13 protein-coding genes are annotated in these 14,875 nt (G+C 67.2%); 5 read left to right on the top strand and 8 right to left on the bottom strand.

Going from position 1 to position 14,875, the window contains the following annotated elements:
- Positions 1–213 precede the first annotated feature (213 nt).
- The 3 genes from ACODRX_RS14510 to metK all read right to left on the bottom strand — a co-directional run bounded on the left by ACODRX_RS14510 (position 214) and on the right by metK (position 3,929).
- Entirely contained in the window at positions 214–426 is a 213-nt protein-coding gene (locus ACODRX_RS14510; protein WP_488872228.1) for a YbdD/YjiX family protein, read from the bottom strand.
- Positions 427–436: 10 nt separating this feature from the next.
- On the bottom strand, positions 437–2,521 hold the full coding sequence (locus ACODRX_RS14505; protein ID WP_488872227.1) for a carbon starvation CstA family protein: 2,085 nt from the start codon (positions 2,519–2,521) through the stop codon (positions 437–439).
- Between the two features lie 223 nt (positions 2,522–2,744).
- A complete protein-coding gene (metK, locus tag ACODRX_RS14500; RefSeq protein WP_488872226.1) occupies positions 2,745–3,929 on the bottom strand; it encodes a methionine adenosyltransferase in 1,185 nt (394 codons plus the stop codon).
- Positions 3,930–4,057: 128 nt separating this feature from the next.
- Between metK and ACODRX_RS14495 the strand changes: the two genes are divergently transcribed.
- Both ACODRX_RS14495 and ACODRX_RS14490 read left to right on the top strand, forming a co-directional pair.
- Positions 4,058–4,897: a lysophospholipid acyltransferase family protein gene (locus tag ACODRX_RS14495; protein WP_488872225.1), complete on the top strand. Its 840-nt coding sequence runs from the start codon at positions 4,058–4,060 to the stop codon at positions 4,895–4,897.
- Entirely contained in the window at positions 4,894–5,769 is an 876-nt protein-coding gene (locus ACODRX_RS14490; protein ID WP_488872224.1) for a lysophospholipid acyltransferase family protein, read from the top strand. Before ACODRX_RS14495 ends, ACODRX_RS14490 begins: the two co-directional genes overlap by 4 nt.
- A gap of 94 nt (positions 5,770–5,863) precedes the next feature.
- On the opposite strand, the gene yihA is transcribed toward ACODRX_RS14490, so the two are convergent.
- Positions 5,864–6,568 carry a ribosome biogenesis GTP-binding protein YihA/YsxC gene (gene yihA / locus ACODRX_RS14485; RefSeq protein WP_488872223.1) on the bottom strand — a complete coding sequence of 235 codons (705 nt, stop codon included), beginning with the start codon at positions 6,566–6,568 and terminating at the stop codon, positions 5,864–5,866.
- A gap of 85 nt (positions 6,569–6,653) precedes the next feature.
- Between yihA and ACODRX_RS14480 the strand changes: the two genes are divergently transcribed.
- The 3 genes from ACODRX_RS14480 to ccsB all read left to right on the top strand — a co-directional run bounded on the left by ACODRX_RS14480 (position 6,654) and on the right by ccsB (position 10,923).
- The gene (locus ACODRX_RS14480) at positions 6,654–7,286 is read left to right on the top strand and encodes a c-type cytochrome (protein WP_488872222.1); all 633 of its coding nucleotides are present in this window, start codon (positions 6,654–6,656) and stop codon (positions 7,284–7,286) included.
- Between the two features lie 107 nt (positions 7,287–7,393).
- Positions 7,394–9,550 carry a cytochrome c biogenesis protein ResB gene (locus ACODRX_RS14475; RefSeq protein ID WP_488872221.1) on the top strand — a complete coding sequence of 719 codons (2,157 nt, stop codon included), beginning with the start codon at positions 7,394–7,396 and terminating at the stop codon, positions 9,548–9,550.
- Complete coding sequence (gene ccsB / locus ACODRX_RS14470) at positions 9,550–10,923, top strand: c-type cytochrome biogenesis protein CcsB (protein ID WP_488872220.1); 1,374 nt, start codon at positions 9,550–9,552, stop codon at positions 10,921–10,923. Before ACODRX_RS14475 ends, ccsB begins: the two co-directional genes overlap by 1 nt.
- Before the next feature lie 12 nt (positions 10,924–10,935).
- Here ccsB and ACODRX_RS14465 read toward each other — a convergent pair whose 3' ends face one another.
- The 4 genes from ACODRX_RS14465 to ACODRX_RS14450 all read right to left on the bottom strand — a co-directional run bounded on the left by ACODRX_RS14465 (position 10,936) and on the right by ACODRX_RS14450 (position 14,793).
- Positions 10,936–11,571 (bottom strand): glutathione S-transferase family protein, encoded by a 636-nt coding sequence (locus ACODRX_RS14465; protein ID WP_488872219.1) that lies wholly within the window; start codon positions 11,569–11,571, stop codon positions 10,936–10,938.
- Positions 11,572–11,689: 118 nt separating this feature from the next.
- A complete protein-coding gene (locus ACODRX_RS14460; RefSeq protein ID WP_488872218.1) occupies positions 11,690–12,379 on the bottom strand; it encodes a helix-turn-helix transcriptional regulator in 690 nt (229 codons plus the stop codon).
- 4 nt (positions 12,380–12,383) lie between these two features.
- Positions 12,384–13,388 (bottom strand): LLM class flavin-dependent oxidoreductase, encoded by a 1,005-nt coding sequence (locus ACODRX_RS14455; RefSeq protein ID WP_488872217.1) that lies wholly within the window; start codon positions 13,386–13,388, stop codon positions 12,384–12,386.
- Between the two features lie 43 nt (positions 13,389–13,431).
- A complete protein-coding gene (locus tag ACODRX_RS14450; protein ID WP_488872216.1) occupies positions 13,432–14,793 on the bottom strand; it encodes a GspE/PulE family protein in 1,362 nt (453 codons plus the stop codon).
- Positions 14,794–14,875: the final 82 nt, after the last annotated feature.

Raw genomic sequence — 14,875 nt, 5'->3', positions numbered from 1 at the left:
AGAAAGTACCTCGCCCGCCGGGGCGAGACCCGGCCTCTGGCCTCAAAACAAGGCTCCATGCTTGCCCGCTACGCTCGGGCTCCTGAGGGGCTCATGCGGTTCACTGGCTTAAGTGAACGGCATTACCCCCACGGGGGCGCTTTTTGCCTTGGGGCGGCCCGGCGGCAAAAAAAAGCATGCGCCAGGCATGCTTTTGGGGCGGTGCGGCTGGGGTCAGCAGCAGCGCATCGGGCGGCCCGAGCCGTTGGCGCCGTAGCGCGCATCCAGGCGGTTCCTGAAGAACTCCTCATAGCTCATGTAGGGCTGGCCGGGGTGGGTCTGCTCCATGTGGCGCACATAGGTGCCGTAGTCCGGCATGCCGACCATCAGGCGCGCGGCTTGCCCCAGGTAGCTGCCGGCCTCCTTGAGCTGCTGCAGATTGAACATGGCTAGCTCCTTATCGCCCGCCCGCGGCGGCGGGCATGGGCTGGAACGGGGTTTCCCGGTCGGTGCGGCCCGCCGCGCGGCTGGCCTGCAGCGACACCTTCACAGCGTAGACCAGAACGCTGAAGACCACCAGCAGAAATATCGCCGTCAATGTGGCATTGGTGTAGGCGTTGAAGGCGATGGCCTTCATCTGCTCCATGCTCTTGGCCGGCGCGATCAGCTGGCCCGCGGCCACCGCGTCGCTGTACTTGCGCCCCAGGCTGGCAAAGCCCACCGCCGGGTTGGGGTCGAACAGCTTGATCAGGCCGGCCGCCGAGGTGCACAGCACCAGCCAGGCCGCGGGCAGGGCGGTGACCCAGGCGTACTTGCCGCGCTTCATCTTGATCAGCACCACGGTACCCAGCATCAGCGCGATCGCGGCCAGCATCTGGTTGGAGATGCCGAACAGCGGCCACAGCGTGTTCACGCCGCCCAGCGGGTCGACCACGCCCTGGTACAGCAGCCAGCCCCACATGGCCACGCAGCCGGCGGTGCCCACCAGGTTGGCAGGCAGCGAGTCGGTCTTCTTCATCGCCGGCACGAAGTTGCCCAGCAGGTCCTGCAGCATGAAGCGCCCGGCGCGCGTGCCGGCGTCCACCGCCGTCAGGATGAACAGCGCCTCGAACAGGATGGCGAAGTGGTACCAGAAGGCCATGGTGTCCTCGCCCGGCAGCACATGGTGCAGGATGAAGGCGATGCCCACCGCCAGCGTGGGCGCGCCGCCGGCGCGCGCCAAGATGGTGTGCTCGCCCACGTCCTTGGCAACCTGGTTGAGCTGCTCGGGCGTGATGTGGAAGCCCCACTGGCTCACCGTGGCCGCCACCGCCTGCACATCGCCGCCCACGATGGCCGGCGGGCTGTTCATCGCGAAGTAGACACCGGGCTCGATCACGCAGGCGCCCACCATCGCCATGATGGCCACGAAGGACTCCATCAGCATGCCGCCATAGCCGATATAGCGGGCGTTGGCCTCGTTGTCGAGCAGCTTGGGCGTGGTGCCCGACGAGATCAAGGCATGGAAGCCCGACACCGCGCCGCAGGCGATGGTGATGAACAGGAAGGGGAACATGCTGCCCTTCCAGACCGGGCCGGTGCCGTCGACGAACTGGGTGAGCGCCGGCATCTTGAACTGCGGCGCCACGATCAGTATGCCCAGCGCCAGCGCGACGATGGTGCCGATCTTGAGAAAGGTGGACAGGTAGTCGCGCGGCGCCAGCAGCAGCCATACCGGCAGCAGCGAGGCGATGGCGCCGTAGGCGATCAGCATCCAGGTGATCTGCACGCCGGTGAAGGTGAAGGCCGCCGCCCATTCGGGGTTGGCCGCCACCTTGCCGCCGCCCCAGATGGACAGCAGCAACAGCAGCAGGCTGGCGACCGAGATCTCGCCGATGCGCCCCGGGCGGATGTAGCGCATGTAGACACCCATGAACAGTGCGATCGGCATCGTCGCCATCACGGTGAACATGCCCCAGGGGCTCTCGGCCAGGGCCTTGACCACGATCAGCGCCAGCACGGCGAGGATGATGATCATGATCATGTAGGCGCCGAAGAGGGCGATGGTGCCGGGCACCTGACCCATCTCCTCGCGCACCAGCTCGCCCAGCGAGCGGCCGTTGCGGCGCGTGGAGATGAACAGCACCATGAAGTCCTGCACCGCGCCGGCCAGCACCACGCCGGCGATCAGCCACAGCGTGCCGGGCAGGTAGCCCATCTGCGCGGCCAGCACCGGGCCGACCAGCGGGCCGGCGCCGGCAATGGCGGCGAAGTGGTGGCCGAACAGCACATGCTTGTTGGTGGGCACGTAGTCCATGCCGTCGTTGTTGAGCACCGCCGGCGTGGCGCGCCGCGGATCGAGCCCCATCACCTTGTTGGCGATGAACAGGCTGTAGTAGCGATAGGCCACCAGGTAGATGCTGACGGCGGCGGCCACCAGCCAGATCGCGTTGACCGGCTCGCCGCGCCGCAGGGCGACAACGCCCAGGCAGGCGGCGCCGACCACGGCCAGCAGGATCCAGCCGAGATGGCTGACTCCCCCTTTGGATGCTTGTTGTTGCATGCGGAAGTTCCTCCTTTGAATTTGGCATTACCCCGGCCATTTTGATGGCAAGCGCCCAAAAAAAACCACCGGGTGTGTACCCGGTGGTTGCTACGTAGAAGGGAGCTTGGCTTACAGCCCGGCTGCCGCCCGCAGGGCGGCGGCCTTATGGTCTGCGTTCACATCGCTGCGCGATATGAACTCCGCCCGAAGACGGATAAGGCGTGCATTGCACGCCTGGGGCTTACAGCCCGGCTGCCGCCCGCAGGGCGGCGGCCTTATCCGTCTTCTCCCAGGTGAACTCGGGCTCTTCGCGGCCGAAGTGGCCGTAGGCCGCGGTCTTGCTGTAGATCGGGCGCAGCAGGTCCAGCATCTGGATGATGCCCTTGGGGCGCAGGTCGAAGTGCGCGGCCACCAGCTTGGCGATCTCGGCGTCGGGGATCACGCCCGTGCCTTCGGTGTAGACCGTGATGTTCATCGGGCGGGCCACGCCGATGGCGTAGGCCACCTGCACCTGGCATTGGCGCGCCAGGCCGGCGGCCACGACGTTCTTGGCCACGTAGCGCGCGGCGTAGGCGGCCGAGCGGTCGACCTTGGTTGGGTCCTTGCCCGAAAACGCGCCGCCGCCGTGCGGGCAGGCGCCGCCGTAGGTGTCGACGATGATCTTGCGCCCGGTCAGGCCGCAGTCGCCCTGCGGGCCGCCGACCACGAAGCGGCCGGTGGGGTTGATCAGGTACTTGGTGTCCTGCAGCCACTCCTGGGGCAGCACCGGCTTGATGATCTCCTCGATGATGGCCTCGGTGAACGAGGCCTTCATCCGGGTGGCGGTCTCCGACTGGTCGGGGCTGTGCTGGGTGGACAGCACCACGGTGTCGATGCTGTGGGGCTTGCCGTCCACGTAGCGCATGGTCACCTGGCTCTTGGCGTCGGGGCGCAGGAAGGGCAGGCGGCCGTCCTTGCGCAGCTGGGCCTGGCGCTCGACCAGGCGGTGCGCGTAGTAGATCGGCGCGGGCATCAGCTCGGGGGTTTCGTCGCAGGCGTAGCCGAACATCAGGCCCTGGTCGCCGGCGCCGGTGTTGAGCTCATCGTCGCTGGCCTTGTCCACGCCCTGGGCGATGTCCTGGCTCTGCTTGTCGTAGGCCACGAGTACCGCGCAGCCCTTGTAGTCGATACCGTATTCGGTGTTGTCGTAGCCGATGCGCTTGATGGTGTCGCGCGCCACCTGGATGTAGTCGACATTGGCGCCGGTGGTGATTTCACCGGCCAGCACCACCAGGCCGGTGTTGGTCAAGGTCTCGGCAGCCACGCGGCTGTACGGATCCTGGGTGAAAATAGCGTCCAGAATCGCATCGGAGATCTGATCCGCCACCTTGTCGGGGTGGCCTTCCGACACGGACTCCGAGGTGAAGAGAAAATCGCTGTTCGCCATAAATGAAAAACTCCTTCAATGCAGGCAATGCGTTGCCCGAGCTAGAAGGAGCCTGGCGAACGCTTTAGCAGTTTTGTTTTAACGTCGCCCTGCAAGTTGCTCTTTAACTCAGCGACCCGCGTATTCTAATGCCTGTTGTGTTTCGTATCTTGTCCGCAGCGCCGTTGTGGTTGTTGCACGCGCTGGGCGCGGCCATGGGATGGCTGGTGTTCCTGCTGTCGCCCACCTACCGGCGCCGCTTCGGCGCCAATGCGCGCCAGGCCGGCTATGGCTTCGCGCAGCTGCGGGCGGCGGTGGGCCATGCCGGGCGCATGGTGTTCGAGATGCCGCGCATCTGGCTGGGCCGGCTGCCGCCCTGCACCATGGTGAACGAGGAGTGCGCCTTGCAGGCGTTTGGCCGCGGCAAGGGCATCGTCTTCCTCACGCCGCATATCGGCTGCTTCGAGATGTCGGTGCAGGATGCGGCGCGGCGCTGGGCGCATGCGCATGGCGACATCACGGTGTTGTACCGCCCGGCCCGCCAGGGCTGGCTGGCCCAGATCCTGGAGACCGCGCGCAACCGCCCCGGCGTGCAGGCGGTGCCCACCACGCTGTCGGGCGTGCGCCAGATGATCAAGGCGCTGCGCCAGGGCTCGGCCGTGGGCCTGCTGCCCGACCAGGTGCCGCCCGACGGGCTGGGCATCTGGTCGCCTTTCTTCGGCCGCGATGCCTATACGATGACGCTGGCGGCACGCCTGGTGCTGCAAACCGGCGCGGCGGTGATCGTGGCCCGCTGTGAACGCCTGCCCCGGGGGCAGGGCTATAGGCTGTATCTGGAGGAGCTGTCAGTGCCCACATCGCAATCGTTGGAGTCTGCCGTGCGGCAGATCAACGCGGCTATGGAAAACACCATCCGCCAATGCCCGCAGCAGTACCTTTGGGGCTATGGCCGCTACAAGCAGCCGCGCGTGGAGCGTGAACAGCCATGAGCGCCAGCCGTATCGCCATTGGCTGCATGCATGTGCTGGCCAGGTTGCCGCTGCCGGTGCTGCGAGGCCTGGGCAAGTGGATCGGGCGCGCGCTTTTCGTGCTGGCGCGCCAGCGCCGGCGGATTGCGCTGCGCAACCTGGAGCTGAGTTTCCCCGAGCTGCCCGAGGCCCGGCGCAAGGCCTGGGCGCGCGAGAGCTTCGAGGTGTTCTGCCAGACCTTTCTCGACCGCAGCTGGCTGTGGTTTGGCTCGCAGGCGCTGGTGCGCAGCCGGGTGAAGCTGGTGGGCGCCACCCAGGAGCTGGAAGGCGGCGAGGCCACCATTGTGTTCGCGCCGCATTTCTACAGCATGGATGCCGGCGGGCTGGCGCTGCCGCTCAACACCAGCCGCGAGTTCACCTCCATCTACGCGACCAATCCCGATCCGGCGCTGGATGCCTGGTTCATGGCCGGGCGCCAGCGCTTCGGCCATGTGCGCATGCTCAACCGGGCCGACGGCGTCAAGCCCATCATCTCCTGCCTGCGCAAGGGCGGCCTGCTGTATTTGCTGCCCGATATGGACTATGGCAAGGGCGATTCGGTGTTCGTGCCGTTCTTCGCGGTGCAGCAGACGGCCACCATCCCGTCGCTGTCGCGCTTTGCCCGGCTGGGCAAGGCCAAGGTGGTGGCGCTGTACAACCGCATGACGCCCGAGGGCTACGTGGCCGAGCTGACGCCCGCGTGGGAGAACTTTCCCACCGACGACCATGTGGCCGACACCGCGCGCATGAACCGCGAGCTGCAGGCCGCGATCATGACCATGCCGGCCCAGTACTACTGGGTGCACAAGCGCTTCAAGACCCGGCCTGACGGGCAGGCGTCGCTGTACGATTGAAGCGCTTAATTAAAAACCATAGCTTTTGGCGCTTTCCAGTATTGATTTTCAGATATAAAACTATTGGAAACCTATAGTCAGAAGGCGCTAGCAGCTATGCTTTTGGGGTATCGCCTTCTGCCGGCTCCACCGGCGGGTGGCTCCAGCGCCACAGCAGCTGCGCCACCTGCTCCACGCCCTGTTTCTTGAGCGCCGAGAACAGCATCACCTCGCCGCCGCCGGCGTTGAGTCGCGTAATGGACAGCACCTTGGCCTGTTCGGCGCGGGTGAGCTTGTCGGCCTTGGTCAGCAGCACCAGGAACTTCAGGCCCTGCTCCACGCGGGGGCGGATGATCTCCAGCAGCGCCTCGTCCAGCTCGGTCAGGCCCAGGCGCGGGTCGCACAGCAGCACGATGCCGGTGAGGCCCGGGCGGCTGACCAGGTAGTTCACCATCACCTGCTGCCAGCGCAGCTTGTCGTCGCGCGAGACGGCGGCGTAGCCGTAGCCGGGCAGGTCGGCCAGCACGGCGTCGGTGGCGCCCTGCTTGCCCAGCGCGAACAGGTTGATGTGCTGGGTGCGGCCCGGCTTCTTCGAGGCGAAGGCCAGCTGCTTTTGCTGGGTGAGGGTGTTGATGCAGGTGGACTTGCCGGCGTTGGAGCGGCCCACGAAGGCGAACTCCGGCACGCCCACCTCGGGCAGCTGGTGCAGCTGGGCCGCGGTGGTGAGGAAGCGGGCGGTGTGCATCCAGCCCAGCGCGGACTTGCCGTCGATGGTTTGTGCTGGGTCAAGCGCCGGCGCGGTACTAGGTGTTGTCGTCATGTGCAGTTGAGCTCAAATCAGGCATCATTGTAGAATCGCGCCGATTTAGCCGGATAACCAATAAACACTAGACAAAGACCCCGATATGAAGTTGCTAGCCTCCCTGCTGACTGCTGCTGCTCTGGCCGTCCCTGCGTTTTCTGCATTTTCCGCATCGGAGGCGCCTGCCGCGGCAGCCAAGCCGGACCTGGCCAAGGGAGAAGCCAGCTACACCGCGGTGTGTGCCGCCTGCCACAACGCAGACGGCAACGCGTCGATCGCGATCAACCCCAAGCTGGCGCAGCAGCACCCCGAATACCTGATCAAGCAGCTGCAGGAGTTCAAGTCGGGCAAGCGCAACGATCCGGTGATGAAGGGCATGGTGGCCGCGCTGTCGGATGCCGACATGCGCAACATCTCCTACTGGCTGGCCAGCAAGAGCGCCAAGACCGGCTTCGCCAAGGACAAGGACACGGTGGCCATGGGCGAGCGCATCTTCCGCGGCGGCATTCCCGACCGCCAGATCGCCGCCTGCGCCGGCTGCCACAGCCCCAACGGCGCCGGCGTGCCGGCCCAGTACCCGCGCCTGTCGGGCCAGAATGCGGACTACACCGTCAAGCAGCTGCACGACTTCCGCGACGGCAAGCGCGGCAACAGCATCCCGATGACCCAGGTGGCCGCGAAGATGAACGACAAGGAGATCAAGGCGGTCTCCGACTATATCGCCGGCCTGCGTTGATCGGCGCGATCCGGTCGTCGTGCCGGGCATGTGTGATATTCGACAGGGCGAATCCATCTTCTGGGATGATTCGCCTTTTGTGTTGCTTGTGAACTAGTAGGTCGTCTATGTCGGAAATCTCCGGCAGCCTGCCCAGGGGAGGCGCCGTGTCGCGGCGCTCGCTGGTGGAGCTGCTGTCCTCGATGCGGTTCGCCATCTCCCTGCTGACGGTGATCTGCATCGCCTCGGTGATCGGCACCGTGCTCAAGCAGGGCGAGCCGGCGGTCAACTACGTGAACCAGTTCGGGCCGTTCTGGGCGCAGCTGTTCCTGTCGCTCAGGCTGAACACGGTGTACAGCGCCTGGTGGTTCCTGCTGATCCTGGCGTTCCTGGTCACCAGCACCTCGCTGTGCATCGCCAAGCATGCGCCCAAGTACCTGGCAGACCTGCGCAGCTACAAGGAAAACATCCGCGAGCAAAGCCTGCAGGCTTTCCACCACAAGGCCGAGGCCGCGCTGGCCGAGGCGCCCGGGCAGGTGGCCGAGCGCATCGGCCAGGCCATGGCCGGCGGCGGCTGGCGGGTGCGGCTGCAGCAGCGCGCAACCCCGGCCGGAGCCGGCTGGATGGTGGCGGCCAAGGCCGGCGGCGTCCACAAGATCGGCTACCTGGCGGCGCACAGCGCCATCGTGCTGATCTGCCTGGGCGGCCTGCTTGACGGCGACCTGATCGTGCGCGCGCAGATGCTGCTGGGCGGCAAGAGCAGCTACAGCGGCGGCGGGCTGATCTCCGAGGTGGCGCCCGAGCACCGGCTGTCGGCGCGCAACCCCACCTTCCGCGGCAACCTGCTGGTGGCCGAGGGTACGCAGTCGAGCTCGGCCATCCTCACTCAGTCCGACGGCATCCTGGTGCAGGAGCTGCCTTTCGCGGTGGAGCTCAAGAAGTTCATCGTCGAGTACTACTCCACCGGCATGCCCAAGCTGTTCGCCAGCGACGTGATCATCCACGACAAGGAAACCGGCGCGCAGCAAGCGGCGCGCATCGAGGTCAACCACCCCGCCAGCTACAAAGGCGTGGAGATCTACCAGTCGAGCTTCGACGACGGCGGCTCCCGGCTCAAGCTGCATGCGCTGCCGCTGGTCGACGGCATGAAGCCCTTCGACGTGAGCGGCGAGGTCGGCGGCTCCACCCGCATCTCCACCGGCGAAGGCCAGCCGCCGCTGACGCTGGAGTTCACCGGGCTGCGCACCATCAACGTCGAGAACCTGGCCGGCGCCAGCGGCGCCAGCGGCGCCGACGTGCGCAAGGTGGACATCAAGACCACCATCGAATCGCACCTGGGCGCGGGCAACAAGACCACCGCCGGCAAGGACCTGCGCAACGTGGGCCCGAGCGTGAGCTACAAGCTGCGCGACGCCTCGGGCCAGGCGCGCGAGTTCAACAACTACATGCTGCCGGTGGACACCGGCGACGGCCAGCCCGTCTTCCTGTGGGGCGTGCGCGAGGCGGTGGACGCGCAGTTCCGCTACCTGCGCATCCCGGCCGACGACGAGCACAGCTGGCGCGGCTTCTTCGCGCTGAAGGCCGCGCTTGACGACCCCAGGTTGCGCGAAGAGGCGGTGCGCCGCTATGTGGACATGTCGGTCGCGGCCGAGCGCGCCGACCTGCGCGAGCAGCTGCGCCAGTCGGCGCTGAAGGCGGTGTCGATGTTCGCCGGCCATGTGAGCGACAAGGGCGAGCGCGTGGGCGGGCTGCAGGCGGTGTCCGACTTCATGGAGACCAACGTACCCGAGGCCGAGCGCTCCAAGGCCAGCGAAGTGCTGGTGCGCATTCTCAACGGCGTGCTGTTCGAGCTGGCGCAGATGAGCCGCAGCCAGGCCGGCAAGCAGCCGCTGGCACAGGACGAGGCGACCCAGCGCTTCATGACGCAGGCCGTGCTCTCGCTCAGCGACATCCAGCTCTACCCCGAGCCCATGGTATTCGAGCTGGCGGACTTCCAGCAGGTGCAGGCCAGCGTGTTCCAGGTGGCCCGCGCGCCCGGCAAGAAGGTGGTGTACCTGGGCTGCCTGCTGCTGATCCTGGGCGTTTTCGGCATGCTGTATGTACGCGAGCGGCGCGTTTGGGTATGGATATCACCCTGCGCATCCGGCGGCGCGCTCGCTAAGATGGCGCTGTCGTCGAACCGCAAGCTGCTGGACACCGACCGCGAATTTGAACGGCTCGCGCAGCAGCTGCTTGGCGTCGCCCCGAACCATTCTCCGGGCCCCAGGCCCGCGCAAGGATTGTGATGAATACCATCGTGACCCCGTCGCCGCAGCCGCGCGGCCAGACGGTGACATTGAACCCCGGCTATTTCGCCCGCCGCAAGCCGCTCGACTGGCTGTTCGCGCTCGCCGTGCTGGTGGGCGGAGCATTCGCCTTCCAGCGCTACGGCCAGGCGATGGACGTGTACGAGAAGGGCATCCTCATCGGCACCGTGCCGTGCGCCATCGCGCTGGGTTGGTTCTGGCGGCCGCTGCAGCTGCTGATGGCGGCGGTGGCCGCGCTGTCGCTGCTGGCGCTATCGCTGTACCAGGTGGACGGCGCGGGCTCGCTGGCGCGCTCGGAGGCGGTGTTCGGGCTCAAGTACTTCCTGTCCAGCCAGTCGGCCATCCTGTGGATGAGCGTGCTGTTCTTCATGAGCACCATCTTCTACTGGGTGGGCATGTTCTCGCGCGGCGAGGGCATGGCCATGTCGGCCATGGGCACCCGCGTCGCCTGGGTGGCCATCACCATGGCGCTGGTCGGCACCATGGTGCGCTGGTACGAAAGCTACCTGATCGGCCCCGATATCGGCCACATCCCCGTCAGCAACCTGTACGAGGTGTTCGTGCTGTTCAGCTGGATGACCGCGCTGTTCTACCTGTACTACGAGCAGCACTACGGCACGCGGGCGCTGGGCGGCTTCGTGATGCTGGTGGTGAGCGCGGCGGTGGGCTTTCTGCTGTGGTACACGCTGGTGCGCCAGGCGCACGAGATCCAGCCGCTGGTGCCGGCCCTCAAGAGCTGGTGGATGAAGCTGCATGTGCCCGCCAACTTCGTGGGCTATGGCACCTTCGCGCTGTCGGCCATGGTGGCGTTTGCCTACCTCATCAAGCAGCAGGCCAGCCTGTCTTCCGCTGAACAGCGCTGGTACAAGCTCGCGCCGCTGTGGCTGCTGGGCGTGGTGCTGTGCTTCGAGCCCATCGTGTTCCGCCAGACCGCTACCGACGGCAAGGGCAGCAGCTACTGGATCGTGTACTTCGGCATCTCGGCGCTGATCGTCGCCGGCATTTTGCTGGGCCGCAAGCGCATCGCCCAGCGCCTGCCCGCGCTCGAAGTGCTCGACGACCTGATGTACAAGGCGATCGCGGTGGGCTTTGCCTTCTTCACCATCGCCACCGTGCTGGGCGCGCTGTGGGCCGCCGAGGCCTGGGGCGGCTACTGGAGCTGGGACCCCAAGGAAACCTGGGCGCTGATCGTCTGGCTGAACTACGCCGCCTGGCTGCACATGCGGCTCATCAAGGGCCTGCGCGGCACCGTGTCCGCCTGGTGGGCGCTGGTGGGGCTGGCGGTGACCACCTTCGCCTTCCTGGGCGTGAACATGTTCCTGTCGGGCCTGCACAGCTACGGAGCGCTGTGACGCTCGGGCGCATCAGCCCTGCTGCGCCTGCCCGGGTACTGTGTCCAGTGCTTCGGCCCGCAGCGCGGCGGGGCGGCTGCACAGCTGCTGCGCATAGGTTTCGAAAGCCTTCTTGCGCGGCAGCACGCCCACCATCATGCCCCAGCTCAGGTAGCCGGCCATGAACAGGTCGGCCGCAGTGAAGTGGTCGCCGCAGAGGTAGCGCTTTTCGGCCACGGCGTTCTCCATGGTGCGCACCACGGTGTCGAGCTGGCCAAAGCCCGAGCTCGCCGAGCGCCACTGCGCCTGCTCTTGCAGCCAGCCATGCAGCCGGGCCGTGGTGGTTTCCGAGGCGCCTGCCACGAAGAACAGCCAGCGGTAGTATTCGCCGCGCGCCGCGCTGCCCACCGCCGGCGCCAGCTGCTTGTGCGGGTACTTGTCGGCCAGGTAGGCGAGTATGGCGCCGGTCTCGGTGACGACGGTGCCGCCGTCGACGATGGCGGGCACCTGGCCCATGGGGTTGATGGCCAGGTAGTCGGGCGACTTCATCGTAGTGCCGTATTCGAGCAGCACGCTCTCATATTCGGCACCGCATTCCTCCAGCATCCAGCGCACCACGCGGGCGCGGGACAGGGGGTTGAAGTAAAAGCGCAGCGTGGAAGATGTCATCGAAGCTCTCCTGTAGATACCCAGCACGGTGGGACTCCGTATCGCATGGCGAAGCTGCCATGGAGCGACTCTAGGAGGGTATGCTGACAATTTTTGTCAGCAGTGCCGAGTCTGCACCTCAGCCGATGCAGTGGCCCGTCTCCCGCGACCAGCGCTCGATCAGGCTTTGCCGCTGGTCGGGGTAGCGCTGCTGCTGGTCGAGCACGCCGCGCACCCGGTCGGCGCGGAAATGGCGGAAATCCTGGCGCAGCTCGCACCAGGCGGCCACGATGCGGCTGTGCTCGAAGAAGGCCATCGCGAAGGGCCACACCAGCCGCTCGGTATCGCGCCCCTGCTGGTCGGTGTACTGCAGCAGTACCTTGTGCTGGCGCCGGATGGCAATGCGCAGCGCGGCCTGCCAGGGTTCGGGCGCGGGATCGCCGTGGATGGCCGGCACCAGCAGCCCGCTGGTGTCCACCGCGATGCGCAGGTCCAGCGGCAGCGCGCTGCGGATGCGGTCCATCGCGGTGGCGGCCGCGCCGGCCAGCTGCGGATCGGCCTGGCGGCTGGCCCAGCGCACGCCCAGCAGCAGGGCTTCGAGCTCGTCGGGCGTGAACATCAGCGGCGGCAGCACGAAGCCGGGCCGCATCTCGTAGCCTATGCCGGGGTCGCCCTCGATCAGTGCGCCCTGCGTGCGCAGCGTGGCGATGTCGCGGTAGATGGTGCGCAGGCTCACGCCCAGGGCCTGGGCCAGCGCGGGCCCGCTGGCGGGCTGGCGCGCGCGCCGCAGCTGGTCCAGCAATTGCAGCAGCCGGGCGGAGCGGCTCACGGCCTCAGCCGCCCATCACCTGGGCGGTGATCTCCAGCGAGCGCAGGCGCAGATCGCCGTCGTAGACGTCGCTCACCAGGATCAGCTCGTCGGCCCCGGTGTCGGCCTGCAGCTGGCGCAGCCGCGCCCGCACCCGGTCGGGGCCGCCGATGGAGGCCACCGCCAGGAAGTCGCCGATCGCATGGCGCTCCGGCTCGCCGAGCCGGGCCGCATAGTTCTCCACCGGGCGCTGCAGAAGGCCGCGCTGGCCGGTGATGATGCCCAGCACCCGCTGGTAGGTGCTGCTGGCCAGGTATTCGGCCTCGTCGTCGGTGGGCGCGGCGATCACCGGAGCGCCTACCATCACATAGGGCCTGGCCAGCTGGGCCGAGGGCTTGAATAGGTCGCGGTACAGCTGCACCGCCTGGTGCAGCATGCGCGGCGCGAAATGCGAGGCAAACGCATACGGCAGGCCCAGGTGCGCTGCCAGCTGGGCCGAGAACAGGCTCGAGCCCAGCAGCCAGATCGGCACCTTGGTGCCGGCGCCCGGCGTGGCCACCAGCCGCTGGCCGGGCTGCGCGGGGGCGAGCAGGCGCTGCAGCTCCTGCACGTCGCGGGGAAAGTCGTCCTCGGTCTCCACGCGGTCGCGGCGCAGCGCGCGCATGGTCATGCCGTCGGTGCCGGGCGCGCGGCCCAGGCCCAGGTCGATGCGGCCGGGGTGCAGCTCGGCCAGGGTGCCGAAGGCCTCGGCCACCACCAGCGGCGCATGGTTGGGCAGCATGATGCCGCCCGAGCCCACGCGGATGCGCTGCGTGGCCTGGGCGATGTGGCCGATCAGCACCGCGGTGGACGAGCTGGCGATGCCCGGCATGTTGTGGTGCTCGGCCAGCCAGTAGCGTGAAAAGCCCAGCGATTCGACATGCCGGGCGGTGCGCACCGCCAGCTGCAGCGCCTGGGCGACCGTGCCGCCTTCGCGCACGGCAACCAGGTCGAGCATGGAGAGCGCGGGTGAGGATGGAGTCTTTGTCATGCCTGAGATTCTTGCCGGCTGCGATATCCCATGCAGGCTGTGGTCAATCCCGCGTCACCCGCATGACCTCTTGCGCCGTGGTGATGCCCTCGCGCACCAGGCGTTCGCCGTCGTCGCGCATCAGCTGCATGCCGCCGGCCTGCGCGGCCGCGCGGATCTCGGACTCGGGCGCCTGGTTGTGGATCTGCTGGCGGATGGTGTCGTCCACCACCAGCAGCTCGAAGATGCCGGTGCGGCCCTTGTAGCCGCTGGGCTCGCTGGCGTCGATCTTGCGCACCAGGCGCTGGGCCAGCACGCCCAGCAGCGAGGATGACAGTAGGAACGGCTCCACGCCCATGTCGGTCAGCCGGGTGATGGCGCTGGTGGCGTCGTTGGTGTGCAGCGTGGCCAGCACCAGGTGGCCGGTGAGCGAGGCCTGGATGGCGATCTGCGCGGTCTCGAAGTCGCGGATCTCGCCGATCATGATCACGTCCGGGTCCTGGCGCAGGATGGCGCGTAGCGCCTTGGCGAACGTGAGGTCGATCTTGGGGTTGACCTGGGTCTGGCCGATGCCGGGCAGCTCGTACTCGATGGGGTCTTCCACCGTCATGATGTTGCCTTGCGTGGCATCCATCTGGCCCAGCGCGGCATACAGCGTGGTGGTCTTGCCCGAGCCGGTGGGGCCGGTGACGAGCACGATGCCGTGCGGCTGGGCGACGAGCTGGTTGAAGCGCGCCAGCGTCGCGCCCTGCATGCCGACGGCCGCCAGCGTGAGCTTGCTCTCGCTCTTGTCCAGCAGGCGCAGCACCGCGCGCTCGCCGTGGGCGCTGGGCAGGGTGGAGACGCGCACGTCGATGGCGCGCGTGCCCAGGCGCAGGCTGATGCGGCCGTCCTGCGGCAGGCGTTTTTCGGAGATGTCCAGGTCGGCCATGATCTTCAGGCGCGAGATCAGCGCCGCGTGCAGCGCGCGGTGCGGCTGCACCACTTCGCGCAGCGCGCCGTCGATGCGAAAGCGCACGCTGGAGTGGCGCTCGTAGGGCTCGATGTGGATGTCGCTGGCGCCGTCGCGCGCGGCCTGCGTGAGCAGGGCGTTGAGCATGCGGATGATGGGCGCGTCGCCGGCGGATTCGAGCAGGTCTTCCACCGCCGGTATGTCCTGCATCATGCGCGAGAGGTCGGCATCCGACTCGACCTCGCTGATCACCGTGGCGGCATTCGACTCGCTGTGCGAATAGGCCTGGCTGATGCGCTGGGCGATCTGCTCGGCCTCCAGCCGCGCCAGGTGCTGCACAGGGTATTTGCGCAGCACTTCGGACAGCGCGCCGGCATCGGGCTGCGGCCCGTGCCACAGCACGGCCTGGCCGGCATCTTCCTCCAGCAGCAACTGGCTGCCGCGGGCAAAGGCGTAGGGGAGCGGGTGGCGCATGGAGTGGATGTTGCTATGAAAAAATGAGCTTTTGGCGCTTGATATTCATCGATTTCAAATGCTTTTTGCTTTAAGGATCATG

The organism is Comamonas sp. FG99, from assembly GCF_057808605.1.
This window is presented reverse-complemented; position numbering and strand designations above follow the sequence as displayed.